Genomic DNA, 16,397 nt, shown 5'->3' with positions numbered 1-16,397 from the left:
TTATCACATCGTTTCGCGAGTACTCTTAACCTGGCTGCAATGCGGATAAATCAGATTTATCTGCCAGTTTTTTCAGCAGCATATTCAACAACATGCCGTACATCGGCAGGAAGAATACGATGCTAATCAGCACTTTGAAGCAATAATCGACGATGGCGATTTCCCCCCAGTGCGCCGCCATAAACGGGTCCGGGCTGCGCCAGAAGGCGATAAAGAAGAAGGCCAGCGTATCGCTGATGTTACCGAAAAGGGTGGATGCCGTGGGCGCCAGCCACCAGCGGCGGCTCTGACGCAGGCGGTTAAAGACGTGGACGTCAAGGATTTGCCCCAGCGCGTAGGCCATAAAGCTGGCGGCGGCGATACGAGCGACAAACAGGTTAAAGCTGGTTAAGGCGGCAAAGCCCTGCCACTCGCCCATGTAGAACAGCGCGGAAACCCCGTAGGAGATCAGCAGCGCCGGGATCATCACCGCGAGGATAATGCGTCGCGCCAGCGGAGCGCCGAAAATGCGTACCGTCAGATCGGTGGCGAGGAAAATAAACGGAAAGCTGAACGCGCCCCAGGTGGTATGAAAACCAAAGATGGAGATCGGTAGCTGCACCAGATAGTTACTGGAAGTGATGACCAGCAGATGGAAAAGCGATAGCCAGATCAGCGCTTTTTTACGCTGTACGGTAGTAAACGGACTCATATTGTGACCTTTTTATGCCCATTATTCTTCAAGCTGCAGATGCGTTAACTTTCCTCGCTCATCCCAGTCACTTACTGATGTAAGCTCCTGGAAATTCGCTGCGTCGTCGCCTTTCTGCAACTCGAATGATTTAGGGCCAGAGAGTTGGGGTGAGGGAACCCAATAAAAACGGCTGCATGATACTGCGTTGCGTGCGTAATGCAATGGTTGTTTTTCGCGCAAACGTTAACCTGGCTTGCGTACTGGCGAACTGGGGGTAAACTAGGGCCGTTTTGTTAATGTGAGATGAAAATGAGCGAACTTTTCTCCAGCCCTGACCATACGCTTGATGCGCAGGGGCTTCGTTGCCCGGAACCGGTGATGATGGTGCGCAAGACCGTGCGTACGATGCCGGTGGGCGAGACGCTGCTAATCGTGGCCGACGATCCGGCGACGACCCGCGATATTCCCGGTTTCTGCCGCTTTATGGAGCATGAGCTACTGGCGCAGGAAACCGAGGCGCTGCCGTACCGCTATCTGATTCGTAAAAGCCACTGAGCCAGGCCTCCCCGGATCGCGGCTGACGCCTTATCCGGGCTACAAAAAACAGATCGCACTCATCCATGGCCCGGGCAAGGCGCGTCAAGCGCCGCCCCCGGGGAAAGTATGCAGAGTTCGCAGCCAGTGATTTCCCGGATGGCGGCTGACGCCTTATCCGGGCTACAAAAAACCAGACCGCACTCATCCATGGCCCGGGCAAGGCGCGTCAAGCGCCGCCCCCGGGGCTTGCCCTCACTTCTTACGCAGCAGGCGTAGCGCGTTAGCGGTGACCAGCACCGTCGCCCCGGTATCAGCCAGCACCGCTAGCCACAGGCCGGTCAGGCCGAGCAAGGTGGTGACGAGGAAAATGCCCTTCAGACCCAAAGCGATGGCGATGTTCTGCCGGATATTGGCGTGGGTGGCGCGCGCCAGCGAAATCATCTGCGCCAGCCCGGTCAGGCGGTTATGGGTCAATGCCGCATCGGCGGTCTCCAGAGCAACGTCGGTGCCGCTGCCCATCGCGATACCTATCGTCGCCGCTTTCATCGCCGGCGCATCGTTGATACCGTCGCCGACCATGGCCAGCGGCGACTGGGCATTAAGCGCTATCACCGCCTGCACTTTGTCCGCGGGCAGCAGCCCGGCGCGGAACGCCAGTCCCAGCTCGTTAGCGATAGCCGCCGCCGCACGTGGATTATCGCCGGTCAGTATCACTCCCTGAACGCCCAACTGATGGAGCTCATCCACCGCCTGACGGGCATCATCGCGAAGCGTATCGCGCAGCGCCAGAATTCCCAGCAGCGTCTTATCGCGCATTACCAGCACCACGGTTTGCCCGGCGCTCTCCAGCTGCTGAATAGGTTCATCGTACTGCGGATCGCGAGTTTTACCGGCGGCGCAAATCAGCACCTGGCGTCCTTCAACCTGAGCCTCAATGCCGGATCCGGCCAGCGCGCGCTGATCGCTTGCCGACGGAAAGACCAGCCGGCGCTGTTCTGCCTCACGCACGATAGCCTGGGCTAACGGGTGGCTGGAGCCTTGCTCCACGGCGGCCGCGAGCGCCAGCAGATCGTTTTCGCTGATGTCTGCGGTCGCCATCACCGCAGTGACGCGCGGCTGGCCGATGGTCAGGGTACCGGTTTTATCAAACGCCACCTGGCGCACGCGGCCGAGCTGCTCCAGCGCCGCGCCGCCTTTAATCAGCGCGCCGCGTCGTGCCGCTACCGCCAGCCCGGAGGTAATTGCCGCCGGGGTGGAGATCACCAGCGCGCACGGACAGCCAATCAGCAGCAGCGTTAAGCCTTTATAGATCCACGGCAGCCAGGCGCCCGCAAACAGCAGCGGCGGAACAATGGCCACCAGCAGGGCGACGACCATAATCGCCGGGGTATAGATGCGGCTAAAGCGATCGATAAAGCGTTCAATCGGCGCGCGGCGCTCCTCCGCTTCTTCAATCAGCTTAAGAATACGATCGATAGCGCTGTCGCCCGGTTCGGAGATCACCGTCAGCTGTACCAGACGATCGACGCTGGTGGCGCCGGCCGCTACGCGTTCCCCGGCGTTACGCTCTACCGGTACGGATTCACCGGTCAAAGCGCTCTCATCGAAGCTGGCGAAGGGGGAGAGTAGCTGGCCATCGGCAGGGAGGCGGCCTCCGGCGGCGACTTCAATCACGTCGCCGGGGCGCAGGTCGCGCTGGGCTACGGTTTCACGCACGCCATCGCGCACGCGGATTGCCGTGTCGGGCTTCAGCGCCATCAATGCGCTGACGCCTTGCCGCGCGCGGCTGGCAGCCCATCCCTCAAGACGTTCGCCGATTAAAAACAGTAGCAGGACCATCGCCGCTTCGGCGGTGGCGCCGATAAACAGCGCGCCGATGGCTGCGACGCTCATCAGGGTTTCAATGGCGAACCAGCTTCCGCTTCTGATCAGGCGTATCGCTTGCCGGGCGACCGGCCACAGGCCGACCAGCGTGGTTGCGATGAAGGCGATTTCGCCCAGAGGCGGGCTGAACTGCTCCAGCCCCCAGCTTAGTCCCATCATGATGACCAGCGTGATGAGCGGCAGATTCTCGCGCAGCCACGAAGTGGGCGCCTCTGCCCGTGGCGCGTTTTCATCACGCAGCTGATAGCCCGCGGCGCGCACGGCGCTTTCGATTTGCGGACCAACATCGCCCTCGGCGTTGACCAGCAGCTTTTCGGTGGCGAACAGTACCTGCACCTGGCTGACCCCCGGTACCTGGCGAACGGCGGTTTCGACCTTGCGCGCGCAGGCTGCGCAATCCATGCCTTCTACCAGCCAACTAAAGCGTGCGTGCCTCAGAGCCTCGTTTTCCTCGGTGGTTTCGCTGCGGCAGGCGTGGTCCGCGCAGCAGCTTTCCGCCGGCTGCGCGGCAGGGGTAAATTTTAACGATGAGAAGTGTGGGACTTTTTTATCCTGCGATTCTGGAGCCGACATAGGACCCTCCGGGTAATGATAATTTTCTCATTACCCGCAGGATACACTCTGGAGTCGACTCCAGAGTCAAGCGCTTAATTACAAATAAAGCGCGCGGACGATCAGGAAGTGCCCGGCGAAGTAAAATGCCGAGGAGATCGCGTTGTCAGCGCGGAAGCGGCGGCGATAATGGCTGATCAGCCAGACCGCGTTGCCGAGCAGCAGGAATGCCGCGCCAGCGAAGCCGGACAGGGCGGTATCCGTCGGGCGGGCGAACCACAGCTCCCCGGCCAGCCAGACCATCACCAGCGTCATCGCGATAAAGGTAAACACCGGCATCCGCATCTCTTCCAGACGCGTCCAGATAATCGCCAGCAGCAGCGCGCCGAGGATCAGCAGCACCAGCGGCAGCGGCCAGAAGAAAGATAGCGTCAGCTGGCTGGCAAACCAGATGGTGTAGAGCAGATGCGAGAGAAAGAATGCCCCCACGGCGTACATTACCCGCTGCCGCGGCAGCAGGGTCAGCGCGTCGCCGACCAGCGAGGCGCAAAGCCCCGCCAGCACCAGATAGCTGATGGCGTTAAACATCGGCGCTTGCCAGGCCAGTAACAGAAGCAGGATCAGCGTGACGGGTTTAAACACCCAGCGACGCCAGGCAGGCCCACGATAAGACGCATCGACGTAAAGCCATGCGGAGAAACAGACAGCAATAAATGACCAAAGCATAGTAAGTCCCTGTATCTGTTATCATTACGTAAGTGATTGTACTTACAGTACTGAATCTCAGTGTAGTGGTTTGCAGAGGAAGATGACAATGATAATCAAGCCACAGTATGCTTATTCCTGATAATTCCTGGGGGCAAGGTGAATGAGTAAAGTTCCGCTGTTTTTTATGGTTGCCGTTGCCATCATTGCGGTTGCCGCGTCGTATCGCTATGTGCAGCAGCGTCGGGAAAAAATGGATAACGATGCCGCGCCGCTGTTGCAAAAACGGGTGGTGGTGAGCAATAAGCGGGAGAAGGTGATTAACGATCGCCGTTCGCGCCAGCAGACGGTGACGCCTGCCGGCAGCGAAATGCGTTATGAAGCAAGCTTCAGGCCGGAAAGCGGCGGGCTGGAAGTGGTTTTTCGTCTGCAGGCGCCGCAGTATCATGCGCTAAGCGTCGGCGATAAGGGCGTACTGAGCTATAAAGGTTCGCGGTTTATGGGTTTTACGCCCGAGCCCTGAACCTTTTATTCGGCCTTATTTCTTCTTCAGGGTCGCCTTGAGCTTTTTCTGCCAGGCGACCAGTTCGAACACGCCGAAGATGAAAATACGAATTTGCTCGAAGCGCCCCAGCGGCGGCATCTCTTTCGTCTGCGTCGCCTTGAGCAGCGTGAGCTGCAGGCCGTGCATCAGAATCATAAAGATCAGCGCCACGTTAACAAAGATATTGAGCGGCTTTGGGAACGGTTGGAACAGATTCAGCAATAAAAACGCCCACACGCACAGCATCAGCAAGCGGCCAAAGTTAATCAGCATGGTTTTCTCCTTGTGCCTCACGTTGATAGAGACGGTAGGCGACCTGTCCGGCTACTTTCTCACGGTACGGATGCCAGTTTACAGGCACCGGCGGTAACCCGTTTTCAACTTCACTTTCAATGTAGATGAGCGCTTCATCGCTAAGCCAGCCGTTGTTTTCCAGCAGCTTTAGCGTCTCTTCAAGCAGCCCTTTGCGAAACGGGGGATCGACAAACACGATGTGATGCGGCGTGCCCGCCTGAGCAAGAAACGCTAAGGTATTGGTATTCACGACTTTGCCGTTGCTGGCTTTGAGAGTCGCCAGATTTTTTTGCAACTGCTGCGCGACGCCGCGTTCCATTTCCAGCAGCGTGGCGTTAGCCGCGTAGCGGGAGAGGGCTTCAAGGCCCAGCGCGCCGCTGCCGGCGAAGCAATCGAGGCAGCTCGCGTCAACGATCGACGGCGCCAGCCAGTTAAATAGCGTTTCGCGCACCCGGTCGGTGGTCGGGCGCAGACCCGGGCTCTCCGGCACCGGTAATTTACGGCCTCGCCATTGCCCGCCGATAATACGGATCTGACCGCTGCCTGCGTGGTTTGGTTTCTTCATTTCTTTGCTCAAGTCTCAACTTCCGGGCTGCTATTCTAACGATCGCCAGCGGTTGACGAAACCTTAATCCGGGGGCGGTGATGCGAGTTAAGTTAAGTGGTAGACTATCCGACTAATTTCATCATTTTTCAGCTTCCGCTATCAACAGGCCGAAGCTGTGCCATGAATTAACAGCGAGGAGTGTAGTCGCAAATGGCGAAAGACAAAAAACGTGGCTTCTTTTCCTGGCTGGGCTTTGGTCAAAAAGAACAGGCGCAGGAAACCGACGCAGAACAAAAAGTAGAAGCCCAGCAAGAGGTTGAAGAACAGGCTCCGGAAAGCGAAACGCCTGCGGCTGCGCCGGAAACGGTCGACGCGCTGGCGACGGAGCACCAGGATGCCGAAGCCTTTGCCGCCGAGGTGGTCGAGGTGACCGGGCAGGTTGTGGAGAGCGAACAGCCGCAGGCGGTTGTCGACTCCCCGGCGGTTGAGACGATTGCAGAACCGCCTGTGGTTGAAGAAATTGTCGCTGAGCCTGTAGTTGAAGAAGCTATCGCCGAGCCGGTAGTGGCTGAAGCTATAGTTGAGCTGACGCCGGAAGAGGTGATTGCCGAACCGGAAGCTGTCGTTGTTGAAAAGGGTGAAGAGGCTGTCATTGAAGAGCCGGAAATCGTTGAGCCGGTAGAAGAAGCCCAGATCACCGACGAAGAGCTGGAAGCGCAGGCGCTGGCTGCAGCCGATGCGGCGGAAAACGCCGTGGAAGTGGTGCCGGACGAAACCGTGGTGACGCCGTTAGAGCAGGAAAAACCCACCAAAGAAGGGTTCTTCGCTCGCCTCAAACGCAGCCTGATAAAAACCAAGCAGAACCTCGGTTCCGGATTTATCAGTCTGTTCCGCGGCAAGAAAATCGACGATGATCTGTTTGAAGAGCTGGAAGAGCAGCTGCTGATTGCCGATGTCGGCGTGGAAACCACCCGTAAGATCATCACTAATCTTACCAACGACGCCAGCCGCAAGCAGTTGCGCGACGCCGAGGCGCTGTACGGCCTGCTGAAAGAAGAGATGGGCGATATTCTGGCGAAGGTGGACGAGCCGCTGAACGTAGAAGGCAAGGCGCCATTTGTCATTCTGATGGTTGGCGTCAACGGCGTCGGTAAAACCACCACCATCGGCAAGCTGGCGCGTCAGTTTGAGCAGCAGGGCAAATCGGTGATGCTGGCCGCGGGCGATACCTTCCGCGCGGCGGCGGTAGAGCAGCTTCAGGTGTGGGGTCAACGCAACAATATTCCGGTGATTGCCCAGCATACCGGCGCGGATTCGGCATCGGTTATTTTCGATGCCATCCAGGCGGCGAAGGCGCGCAACATTGACATCCTGATTGCCGATACTGCGGGTCGTCTGCAGAATAAATCGCACCTGATGGAAGAACTGAAGAAGATTGTCCGCGTCATGAAAAAACTGGATGTCGATGCGCCGCATGAGGTCATGCTGACCATTGACGCCAGCACCGGGCAAAACGCGATTAGCCAGGCCAAACTGTTCCATGAGGCGGTTGGACTGACCGGTATCACTTTGACTAAGCTGGATGGTACCGCCAAGGGCGGGGTTATCTTCTCGGTTGCCGATCAGTTCGGTATTCCGATTCGCTACATCGGTGTTGGCGAACGTATTGAAGATCTGCGTCCGTTTAATGCGGGCGACTTTATTGAGGCACTTTTTGCCCGAGAGGATTAAAAATGATTCGCTTTGAACAAGTCAGCAAAGCCTATCTCGGTGGGAGACAAGCGCTGCAGGGGGTGACTTTTCACCTGCAGGCGGGTGAGATGGCGTTTCTGACCGGCCATTCCGGCGCGGGGAAAAGTACCCTGCTGAAGCTTATCTGCGGTATCGAGCGGCCCAGCGCCGGCAAAATCCTTTTCGGCGGCCATGACATTAGCCGCCTGAAGAGCCGCGAAGTGCCGTTTTTGCGCCGTCAGATTGGCATGATTTTCCAGGACCACCATCTGCTGATGGACCGTACCGTTTACGATAATGTGGCGATCCCGCTGATTATCGCCGGCGCCAGCGGCGATGACATTCGCCGTCGCGTGTCGGCGGCGCTGGATAAAGTCGGGCTGCTGGACAAAGCGAAAAACCTGCCGATTCAGCTTTCAGGCGGGGAACAACAGCGCGTGGGTATCGCCCGCGCGGTGGTCAACAAACCAGCGGTCCTGCTGGCGGATGAACCGACCGGTAACCTCGACGAAGCGCTGTCGGAAGGGATCTTACGTCTGTTTGAAGAGTTTAACCGCGTTGGGGTGACGGTGCTGATGGCGACGCATGATCTGGGGCTTATCTCCAGTCGTCCGTATCGCGTTCTGTCCCTCAGCGAGGGGCATATGCATGGAGGCCATATCGGTGAATAAGCGCGAGGCAATGAACCACATTCGCCGGTTCGGCAATCGATTCGATCGTTTCCGCAATGCGGGCGGAGCGGGCGGCAGCGGTGGACGCAATACGTCGAAGCGGCCTAAGGCGGCGCCGAATCCGGCTTCCCGCAAGAGCAACGTGTTCAATGAACAGGTGCGCTATGCCTGGCATGGTGCGGTGCAGGATCTGAAAAGCACGCCCCTGGCGACGTTCCTGACGGTGATGGTTATCGCCATTTCGTTGACCCTGCCAAGCGTGTGCTACATGGTCTACAAAAACGTCAGCACCGCGGCGTCGCAGTATTATCCCACGCCGCAAATCACCGTCTATCTGGAGAAAACGCTGGATGACGATGCCGCTGCGCGGGTAGTCGGTCAGCTGCAGGCGGAGCAGGGCGTCGAGAAGGTCAACTATCTGTCGCGCGATGAAGCCCTTGGCGAATTCCGCAACTGGTCAGGCTTCGGCGGCGCGCTGGATATGCTGGAAGAGAACCCGCTGCCGGCAGTGGCGATCGTCGTGCCGAAAATTGATTTCCAGAGTGTCGAAGCGCTGAACACGCTGCGCGACCGCGTGAGTCATGTTCAGGGCGTCGATGAAGTCCGAATGGATGATAGCTGGTTTGCGCGCCTCTCGTCGCTGACCGGGCTGGTCGGACGCGTGTCGGCGATGATCGGCGTACTGATGGTGGCGGCGGTGTTCCTGGTGATCGGCAACAGCGTGCGTCTGAGCATTTTCGCCCGCCGCGATACCATTAACGTGCAGAAACTGATTGGCGCAACCGACGGCTTTATTCTGCGTCCTTTTCTTTACGGCGGTGCGCTGCTGGGGTTCTCCGGCGCGTTTCTGTCGCTGATCCTGTCGGAAATTATGGTCATGCGCCTTTCGTCGGCGGTCACCGAAGTGGCGAAAGTCTTCGGCACGCAGTTTGAACTCAGCGGCTTAGGCTTTGATGAGTGCCTGCTGATGCTGATTGTTTGCTCAATGATTGGCTGGGTCGCCGCCTGGCTGGCAACTGTACAACATTTACGTCACTTTACTCCCGAGTAGTAAAAATCTGGTATAATCTTTCCCTGCACTGAATATCTCTCTGCAGGGAAAGAGTCCCTGTCGACGCTTCCCTAAACTTCATAACCATGTCACATTTTGTGCGTAATCTATTCACATCGTTGCATGGAACTTGTGGATAAAATCACTGTCTGATACTAATGTGAGTGATATTCTCGTTGCTCATCAATGCTGGCATGTTTGTTGCTCCGCTGTGAGGACAGAATGGTGCCAGAAGATATCGATTGAGAGGATTTGAATGACCAAAGATATGCAAACTTTAGCCTTAGCCCCCGTTGGTAACCTGGAATCGTACATCCGGGCTGCTAACACTTGGCCGATGTTGTCGGCTGATGAAGAGCGGGAGCTTGCTGAAAAGCTGCATTACCAGGGCGATCTGGAAGCAGCGAAAAAGCTGATCCTGTCTCACCTGCGCTTTGTTGTTCATATTGCTCGTAACTACTCGGGTTATGGCCTACCGCAGGCGGATCTGATTCAGGAAGGCAACATTGGCCTGATGAAAGCCGTGCGCCGTTTTAACCCGGAAGTGGGCGTGCGTCTGGTTTCCTTCGCCGTGCACTGGATCAAAGCGGAGATTCATGAATACGTTCTGCGTAACTGGCGTATTGTGAAGGTCGCGACCACGAAAGCGCAGCGTAAGCTGTTCTTTAACCTGCGTAAAACTAAGCAGCGTCTGGGCTGGTTCAACCAGGACGAAGTCGAAATGGTGGCTCGCGAACTGGGCGTATCGAGCAAAGACGTGCGTGAGATGGAGTCACGTATGGCGGCGCAGGATATGACCTTCGACATGTCGTCGGATGATGAATCCGATAGCCAGCCGATGGCGCCGGTGCTCTATCTGCAGGATAAAACGTCTAACTTTGCCGACGGCATTGAAGACGACAACTGGGAAGAGCAGGCGGCGAACAAGCTGACTGACGCGATGCAGGGTCTTGACGAACGTAGCCAGGATATCATCCGCGCCCGCTGGCTGGACGAAGACAATAAGTCCACGCTGCAGGAGCTGGCGGATCGCTACGGCGTATCGGCCGAGCGAGTACGGCAGCTGGAAAAGAACGCCATGAAAAAACTGCGCGCCGCTATCGAAGCCTAATCTGCGCGCCAGTCCCGCGATAACGCCCCACATTACGTTGGGGCGTTTTGTTTTTCTGCCTCCGTCAGCGCCTGCGGGCAGTGCCTGTTCAGACACTCAAGCAGCACGTTGAACGCTGGCTCCATCTGCGTTTCCGGCTGCGAAGCAAACCCCATCAACAGTCCTTTCTTCCGCTGCGCCGTCAGGTAATAGCGCGACAGCGGACGCACTAAAATATTGCGCGCGTTGGCATCGCGGGCAATCGCCACGTCATCTGCCTCATCCGGCAAATTCAGAATCAGATGCAGTCCGGCATTGTCGCTGAAGTCCGACAGCGCATGCGCTCCGCAGTGCCGCTGAATCAGATCGGTCAAAAAGACGCGACGGCGGCTGTAGAGCAGGCGCATACGACGAATGTGCGCCGAGTAATGACCGGCATTGATAAATTCCGCCAGCGCCAGCTGGATAAGCGAATGGCCGCCGCGGTAGAGCTCGGCATGGGCGTTTTTGAGTTCAGCCGCAAGCGGTCGAGGCAGCACGACGTAGCCCAGCCGCAGCCCCGGGTAGAGCGTTTTACTGAACGTGCCGACGTAGACCACCGGCGCTTCGGGGACTAAGCCCTGTAGCGCCGGGATCGGCTGGCCGGAAAAGCGAAACTCGCTGTCGTAATCATCTTCCACAATCCAGCTGCCGTGCTGATGGGCCAGGGTGAGCAGGCGCTGTCGGCGTTCAAGGCTCATTACCGCGCCGAGGGGATACTGATGGGATGGCGTAACGAAGATCAGCCGCGGCGCTTCGGCTACGCTTTCGGGCGGGCACAGGCCGCTGGCATCCACCACAATCGGCTCAGCCCGCACTTCATTCATCGCCAGCACGTGGCGAATGCCCCAGTAGGAAGGCTCCTCCACCCAGGCGAGATCGCCGCGGTCGCACAGCATGCGGGTGATCAGGTCGATGGCCTGGTGGATCCCTTCAGTAATAAGAATTTGATCTGCCTGACACAGAACGCCGCGCGCTACTCTCAGATAGTCCACCAACGCGTGCTGCAGCTCGGCGGTACCGCCGTTACAGCTATAGCTGAGCTGTTCGGGTTTTGGACGGCGGCTGATGCGTGCCTGAATTTTACTGAACAGCGGGTGGGGAAATGCATTGACGTCCGGTACGCCGGGGATAAACGCCCCCCACTGACGCGGGCTGGCGCTGATGTGCCCCAGCAGATGTTGGCCGCGACGGGAAATAGTCCCGCTGGGGGGCTGCGCGGGATGGCTTTCGTTGGCGCTGCTGGCGGGAAGAAACATATCGGGCAGCGTTTTCGCCACGAAAGTGCCGCTGCCGCGACGGGACACAACGTACCCCTCAGCCAGGAGTTGTTCGTAAACTGTTAAAATTGTGTTGCGAGACATTCCTAGTTCCCCCGCCAGATCCCGCGACGGCGGCAGCCGGCTATGGGGCGGGAGAGAACCATCCAAAATGGCGTGGCGAATCGCCTTATAAAGGCGCTTGTGCAGGAGCGGATCGGTTTCTTTCTGCAATCTGACCAGCACCAGGTCTGCGATAAGCGAACGCAATTGGATCCCTCAGATAATCTGAATTGGTACTCGATTATAGGGCCAAATCCTGTGTAAATAAACGACATAGTTTCGGATTTGTTGCGATAACGTGACACACATGACAGGAGATTCCCGGTGAAAAGTTCAGAACTGAATCAGCGTCGCCAGCAGGCGACTCCACGCGGCGTAGGGGTGATGTGCAGCTACTTTGTTGAGAAAGCTGAGAACGCTACGCTGTGGGATATTGAAGGGAATGAGGTGATCGATTTCGCCGCCGGCATCGCGGTGCTGAATACCGGCCATCGCCACCCAAAAATCGTTGCCGCCGTTGAACAGCAGCTGCAGGCCTTTACCCACACGGCTTACCAGATTGTCCCGTACGAAAGCTATGTCACGCTGGCCGAGCGGATTAACGAACTGGCGCCGATTGACGGTCCGGCGAAAACCGCCTTTTTTACCACGGGGGCAGAAGCGGTTGAAAACGCGGTGAAAATCGCGCGCGCTTATACCGGCCGTCCGGGGTTGATTACCTTCGGCGGCGGCTTCCACGGCCGTACGTTTATGACCATGGCGCTGACCGGCAAAGTGGCGCCTTACAAGATTGGTTTCGGCCCGTTCCCGGGCTCGGTTTATCACGCCGTCTACCCTAACGCCGCCCATGGCATTACCACCGCCGACGCGATGAAGAGCCTGGAGCGCATTTTCAAAGCGGATATCGCGGCCGATCAGGTGGCGGCGATTGTGCTGGAGCCGATTCAGGGGGAAGGCGGCTTTAACGTTGCCCCGCCTGAGTTTATGCAGGCGCTGCGCGCGCTGTGCGATACCCACGGCATTCTGCTGATTGCCGATGAAGTACAAACCGGCTTTGCGCGCACCGGTAAGCTATTTGCGATGCAGCACTATGATGTGAAGCCTGACCTGATGACGATGGCCAAAAGCCTGGCCGGCGGTTTCCCGCTCTCCGGCGTGGTAGGTCGCGCCGAGGTGATGGATGCGCCTGCGCCGGGCGGCCTGGGCGGCACCTATGCCGGTAACCCGCTGGCGGTCGCGGCGGCGCACGCGGTGCTGGACGTGATTGAAGAAGAACAGCTGTGCCAGCGCGCTGAGCGCTTAGGCAGCCATCTGAAAGAGGTGTTGAATCAGGCGCGTCAAAGCTGCCCGGCCATTGCTGACGTTCGCGGTCAGGGCTCGATGGTGGCGGTGGAGTTTAACGATCCGCAAACCGGGGAGCCGTCGGCGGAGATCACCCGTCAAATCCAGCAACAAGCCCAGGAGAACGGCCTGCTGCTGCTGAGCTGCGGCGTCTATGGCAACGTTATTCGCTTCCTCTATCCGTTAACGATTCCGGATGCGCAGTTTACGAAAGCGCTGGATATTCTGGCCCGCGTGCTGAAGCGCTAACTTTTCGTCCGGTCAGGCTGCGGCGGCACGGAAGCCGAACAGAAACAGGAGGCCGCAGACTGGTTATTCATGCTCAGCGTGAGTGGTTTATCACCCTGATATCACCTTTTTTCCGGCAGCGCATGCTGCCGGAATAAAACGGAAAATATTATGTCTGACAACTCCACCTTTTCTTCGGTTCTGACGAGCCGGGAGCGTACCGCTGTACCTGCAAAATCCCTGAGTTTCATTGAAGGCGTGTCGATGATCGTTGGCACCAATATCGGCGCTGGGGTGCTATCCATCGCCTATGCCTCCAGCAAAGCGGGCTTTCTGCCGCTGCTGTTTTGGCTGATTGTGGTCGGTAGTCTGACGACCATTACCATGCTCTACGTAGCGGAGTCGACGCTGCGCACGCGCAAGCATCTGCAGCTTAGCGGCCTGTCGCAGCGCTACGTTGGCCGCTTTGGCGCGCTGATGATGTTCCTCTCTGTTTGCGTCAACAGCGTCGGCGCGCTGACGGCCTATATGACCGGCAGCGGTAAATTATTGCATTCGTTATTCGGTATCTCGCCGGCTCTCGGCAGCGCGCTGTTTTTTATTCCGGCGGCCGGGGTGCTTTATCTTGGCCTGAAGGCGATTGGCCGGGGCGAGAAATTTATCAGTATCGGCATGGTCGTCATGATAACCATACTTGTCGCCGCGACGTTGCTGAAAGAGACCGCCAGCGTCGGCTATTTGCTGGAGGGTAACTGGCTGTATATGGTGCCGGTATTTAACGTTGTCGCGTTCTGCTTCTCCGCGCAGTATATCGTGCCGGAAATGGCGCGCGGTTTCGCTGATAAACCGGAGAAACTGCCGAAGGCCATTATGGTGGGGATGTTATTAACCTTTTGCCTGCTGGCGCTGGTCCCGCTCTCGGTGATTGCATTAAGCGGGCTGGATAATATTTCTGATGTGGCGACCATTTCCTGGGGCCGTGCGCTCGGCGAGTGGGCCTTCTTCTCGGCAAACCTTTTTGCGCTCTGCGCGATGCTGACCTCCTATTGGGGGCTGGGCGGCAGCTTCCTGACCAATATCTTCGATCAGTTTCGCCTTGGCAACGACGAGCAGCCGTTGAAACGCTTTAAGGTGCTGTTAGTGGTCGCCGTACCGCCTTTCATTCTGGCCTACAGTGGGATGGTATCCTTCGTGAATGCGCTCTATTTTGCCGGGGTATTTAGCGGGGTGATTTTATCTATCATGCCGATCCTGATCCTTAAAGGCTCGCGCAGGCAGGGTGATATCAATCCCGGTTGGACCTGCCCGGCGCTGATTACGCATCCTTTAATCCAGATCTTCATCGTATTGCTCTATCTTTGCAGCGCCGCCTACGCCATTGCTTCCGCCTTTGGCTACCTGCCTGCGGGCTGGTAGTACCGTCGCTCATGCCACCGCGTTCGGTTTATTCCGGCGCGGGTTTTTATTTGTCACTTATCTGTTACATACTCCGCAATTTTATCGTTTCCAATTCTCCTGAATGACGGTATGTTTAGCATAGTGTGCTGCAAAAGCGCAGGCGGCAGACCCTAATCTAACTATCATATGCTTTACTTATGTGTCTAATTAGAATAATGCGCTAATAAACAACATCACAACAAATGCAAAAACCATAATAATGGGGAGCCTCAGGATGAATATGAAGGGTAAAGCGTTACTGGCAGGATGTATTGCCTTAATCATGAGCGGTGCGGCAATGGCCGAGGATATCAAAGTGGCCGTTGTTGGCGCGATGTCCGGTCCGGTAGCGCAGTACGGCGACCAGGAGTTCACTGGCGCAGAGCAGGCTATTGCGGATATCAACGCTAAAGGCGGTATCAAAGGCAATAAGCTGCAGATGGTAAAGTACGATGACGCCTGTGACCCGAAACAAGCGGTTGCCGTCGCCAACAAAGTGATTAACGACGGTATCAAATACGTTATCGGCCACCTGTGCTCTTCTTCCACCCAGCCGGCGTCTGATATCTATGAAGATGAAGGCGTGCTGATGATCACCCCGGCGGCCACCGCGCCGGAGCTGACAGCTCGCGGCTATCACCTGATTCTGCGCACTACCGGCCTGGACTCCGACCAGGGGCCAACCGCCGCCAAATATATTCTGGAAAGCGTGAAACCACAGCGTATCGCGATTGTTCACGATAAGCAGCAGTACGGCGAAGGCCTGGCCCGTGCTGTACAGGATAATCTGAAGAAGGGTGGCGCCAACGTGGTGTTCTTTGATGGCATCACCGCCGGCGAGAAAGACTTCTCCACCCTGGTGGCGCGCCTGAAAAAAGAGAATATCGACTTCGTTTACTACGGCGGCTATCACCCGGAGATGGGGCAGATCCTGCGTCAGTCTCGCGCCGCTGGCCTGAAAACGCAGTTTATGGGGCCGGAAGGTGTCGCCAACGTGTCGCTGTCTAATATCGCGGGCGCTTCTGCGGAAGGTATGCTGGTCACCAAGCCGAAAAACTACGACCAGGTTCCGGCGAACAAACCGATTGTGGATGCGATCAAGGCGAAGAAACAGGATCCGAGCGGCGCGTTCGTGTGGACCACCTATGCCGCGCTGCAGTCGCTGGAAGCGGGCCTGAATCAGTCTGACGATCCGGCTGAAATCGCGAAATACCTGAAAGGGGCAACGGTTGAGACCGTGATGGGGCCGCTCTCCTGGAACGAGAAGGGCGACCTGAAAGGCTTCGAATTCGGTGTGTTTACCTGGCATGCGAACGGTACGGCGACCGACGCCAAATAAATTTAACCTGCGCCTTTCGCGCCGCAGAGGCGTTGGCTGCACGCTTCAACCCCGGTCACTTACCGATGTAAGCTCCCGGGGATTTCAGCGCTTGCCGCCTTTCTGCAGCGCGAAATTCTTGGTTAAATGAAAGGGGCCCTTCACGCCGCAGAGGCGTTGGCTGCGCCCCTCAACCCCGGTCACTTACTGATGTAATCTCCCGGGGATTTCAGCGCTTGCCGCCTTTCTGCAGCGCGAAATTCTTGGTTAAATGAAAGGGGCCTTTCACGCCGCAGATGCGTTGTCTGCGCCCCTCAACCCCGGTCACTTACTGATGTAAGCTCCCGGGGATTTCAGCGCTTGCCGCCTTTCTGCAGCGCGAAATTCTTGGTTAAATGAAAGGGGCCCTTCACGCCGCAGAGGCGTTGGCTGC

The 16,397-nt window shown here is 57.4% G+C and carries 15 protein-coding genes; 9 read left to right on the top strand and 6 right to left on the bottom strand.

Translation table 11 applies throughout. The features are described 5' to 3' along the window. Positions 1–25: 25 nt before the first annotated feature. Positions 26–691, bottom strand: coding sequence for a 7-cyano-7-deazaguanine/7-aminomethyl-7-deazaguanine transporter (locus ABLV12_RS12175; RefSeq protein WP_004106584.1), 666 nt, complete (start codon positions 689–691; stop codon positions 26–28). A gap of 291 nt (positions 692–982) precedes the next feature. Between ABLV12_RS12175 and tusA the strand changes: the two genes are divergently transcribed. Beyond that, on the top strand, positions 983–1,228 hold the full coding sequence (tusA, locus tag ABLV12_RS12170; RefSeq protein ID WP_004106582.1) for a sulfurtransferase TusA: 246 nt from the start codon (positions 983–985) through the stop codon (positions 1,226–1,228). Positions 1,229–1,462: 234 nt separating this feature from the next. On the opposite strand, the gene zntA is transcribed toward tusA, so the two are convergent. Together zntA and ABLV12_RS12160 are read right to left on the bottom strand one after the other, a co-directional pair. Next, the gene (gene zntA / locus ABLV12_RS12165) at positions 1,463–3,667 is read right to left on the bottom strand and encodes a Zn(II)/Cd(II)/Pb(II) translocating P-type ATPase ZntA (protein ID WP_348867065.1); all 2,205 of its coding nucleotides are present in this window, start codon (positions 3,665–3,667) and stop codon (positions 1,463–1,465) included. 78 nt (positions 3,668–3,745) lie between these two features. Then, entirely contained in the window at positions 3,746–4,372 is a 627-nt protein-coding gene (locus ABLV12_RS12160; RefSeq protein ID WP_004106578.1) for a lysoplasmalogenase, read from the bottom strand. A 142-nt stretch (positions 4,373–4,514) separates the two neighbouring features. On the opposite strand from ABLV12_RS12160, the gene ABLV12_RS12155 reads away from it, so the two are divergent. Beyond that, a complete protein-coding gene (locus ABLV12_RS12155; protein WP_004106576.1) occupies positions 4,515–4,874 on the top strand; it encodes a DUF2500 domain-containing protein in 360 nt (119 codons plus the stop codon). A 15-nt stretch (positions 4,875–4,889) separates the two neighbouring features. Here the strand turns inward: ABLV12_RS12155 and ABLV12_RS12150 are convergent, their stop codons facing one another. Both ABLV12_RS12150 and rsmD read right to left on the bottom strand, forming a co-directional pair. Beyond that, the gene (locus ABLV12_RS12150; protein WP_004106574.1) at positions 4,890–5,168 is read right to left on the bottom strand and encodes a DUF1145 family protein; all 279 of its coding nucleotides are present in this window, start codon (positions 5,166–5,168) and stop codon (positions 4,890–4,892) included. After that, positions 5,158–5,754, bottom strand: a complete 597-nt coding sequence (gene rsmD, locus ABLV12_RS12145) for a 16S rRNA (guanine(966)-N(2))-methyltransferase (RefSeq protein WP_004106572.1) — start codon at positions 5,752–5,754, stop codon at positions 5,158–5,160. Before rsmD ends, ABLV12_RS12150 begins: the two co-directional genes overlap by 11 nt. Before the next feature lie 192 nt (positions 5,755–5,946). Here rsmD and ftsY point away from each other — a divergent pair, with 192 nt between their 5' ends. The 4 genes from ftsY to rpoH all read left to right on the top strand — a co-directional run bounded on the left by ftsY (position 5,947) and on the right by rpoH (position 10,300). Further along, positions 5,947–7,467: a signal recognition particle-docking protein FtsY gene (ftsY, locus tag ABLV12_RS12140; protein WP_348867064.1), complete on the top strand. Its 1,521-nt coding sequence runs from the start codon at positions 5,947–5,949 to the stop codon at positions 7,465–7,467. A 2-nt stretch (positions 7,468–7,469) separates the two neighbouring features. Then, the gene (ftsE, locus tag ABLV12_RS12135; RefSeq protein WP_004106557.1) at positions 7,470–8,138 is read left to right on the top strand and encodes a cell division ATP-binding protein FtsE; all 669 of its coding nucleotides are present in this window, start codon (positions 7,470–7,472) and stop codon (positions 8,136–8,138) included. Continuing rightward, entirely contained in the window at positions 8,131–9,189 is a 1,059-nt protein-coding gene (gene ftsX / locus ABLV12_RS12130) for a permease-like cell division protein FtsX (RefSeq protein ID WP_024274786.1), read from the top strand. Before ftsE ends, ftsX begins: the two co-directional genes overlap by 8 nt. Before the next feature lie 256 nt (positions 9,190–9,445). Beyond that, positions 9,446–10,300 (top strand): RNA polymerase sigma factor RpoH, encoded by an 855-nt coding sequence (gene rpoH, locus ABLV12_RS12125; RefSeq protein ID WP_004106554.1) that lies wholly within the window; start codon positions 9,446–9,448, stop codon positions 10,298–10,300. Between the two features lie 32 nt (positions 10,301–10,332). On the opposite strand, the gene ABLV12_RS12120 is transcribed toward rpoH, so the two are convergent. Continuing rightward, a complete protein-coding gene (locus ABLV12_RS12120) occupies positions 10,333–11,847 on the bottom strand; it encodes a PLP-dependent aminotransferase family protein (RefSeq protein WP_160886729.1) in 1,515 nt (504 codons plus the stop codon). A gap of 117 nt (positions 11,848–11,964) precedes the next feature. On the opposite strand from ABLV12_RS12120, the gene ABLV12_RS12115 reads away from it, so the two are divergent. The 3 genes from ABLV12_RS12115 (at position 11,965) to ABLV12_RS12105 (ending at position 15,985) form a co-directional block, all read left to right on the top strand. Continuing rightward, positions 11,965–13,230 (top strand): 4-aminobutyrate--2-oxoglutarate transaminase, encoded by a 1,266-nt coding sequence (locus ABLV12_RS12115; RefSeq protein ID WP_004116085.1) that lies wholly within the window; start codon positions 11,965–11,967, stop codon positions 13,228–13,230. Between the two features lie 150 nt (positions 13,231–13,380). Further along, positions 13,381–14,625, top strand: coding sequence for an amino acid permease (locus tag ABLV12_RS12110; RefSeq protein WP_016807579.1), 1,245 nt, complete (start codon positions 13,381–13,383; stop codon positions 14,623–14,625). A 256-nt stretch (positions 14,626–14,881) separates the two neighbouring features. Continuing rightward, positions 14,882–15,985, top strand: a complete 1,104-nt coding sequence (locus ABLV12_RS12105) for a branched-chain amino acid ABC transporter substrate-binding protein (protein WP_016807580.1) — start codon at positions 14,882–14,884, stop codon at positions 15,983–15,985. The last annotated feature ends 412 nt before the right edge of the window (positions 15,986–16,397 follow it).

Origin of the sequence: Klebsiella sp. CN_Kp100 (assembly GCF_040065315.1) — a bacterium.
GTDB lineage: Bacteria > Pseudomonadota > Gammaproteobacteria > Enterobacterales > Enterobacteriaceae > Klebsiella > Klebsiella oxytoca.
Note: the sequence above shows the minus strand (reverse complement) of the source record. Positions and strands in the feature narration are given on the sequence as shown.

What these genes read in the sequence shown, in the direction of transcription:
- ABLV12_RS12175 (WP_004106584.1), bottom strand. Translation starts at nt 691, where the DNA reads ATGAGTCCGTTTACTACCGTACAGCGTAAAAAAGCGCTGATCTGGCTA.
- tusA (WP_004106582.1), top strand. Translation starts at nt 983, where the DNA reads ATGAGCGAACTTTTCTCCAGCCCTGACCATACGCTTGATGCGCAGGGG.
- zntA (WP_348867065.1), bottom strand. Translation starts at nt 3,667, where the DNA reads ATGTCGGCTCCAGAATCGCAGGATAAAAAAGTCCCACACTTCTCATCG.
- ABLV12_RS12160 (WP_004106578.1), bottom strand. Translation starts at nt 4,372, where the DNA reads ATGCTTTGGTCATTTATTGCTGTCTGTTTCTCCGCATGGCTTTACGTC.
- ABLV12_RS12155 (WP_004106576.1), top strand. Translation starts at nt 4,515, where the DNA reads ATGAGTAAAGTTCCGCTGTTTTTTATGGTTGCCGTTGCCATCATTGCG.
- ABLV12_RS12150 (WP_004106574.1), bottom strand. Translation starts at nt 5,168, where the DNA reads ATGCTGATTAACTTTGGCCGCTTGCTGATGCTGTGCGTGTGGGCGTTT.
- rsmD (WP_004106572.1), bottom strand. Translation starts at nt 5,754, where the DNA reads ATGAAGAAACCAAACCACGCAGGCAGCGGTCAGATCCGTATTATCGGC.
- ftsY (WP_348867064.1), top strand. Translation starts at nt 5,947, where the DNA reads ATGGCGAAAGACAAAAAACGTGGCTTCTTTTCCTGGCTGGGCTTTGGT.
- ftsE (WP_004106557.1), top strand. Translation starts at nt 7,470, where the DNA reads ATGATTCGCTTTGAACAAGTCAGCAAAGCCTATCTCGGTGGGAGACAA.
- rpoH (WP_004106554.1), top strand. Translation starts at nt 9,446, where the DNA reads ATGACCAAAGATATGCAAACTTTAGCCTTAGCCCCCGTTGGTAACCTG.
- ABLV12_RS12110 (WP_016807579.1), top strand. Translation starts at nt 13,381, where the DNA reads ATGTCTGACAACTCCACCTTTTCTTCGGTTCTGACGAGCCGGGAGCGT.
- ABLV12_RS12105 (WP_016807580.1), top strand. Translation starts at nt 14,882, where the DNA reads ATGAATATGAAGGGTAAAGCGTTACTGGCAGGATGTATTGCCTTAATC.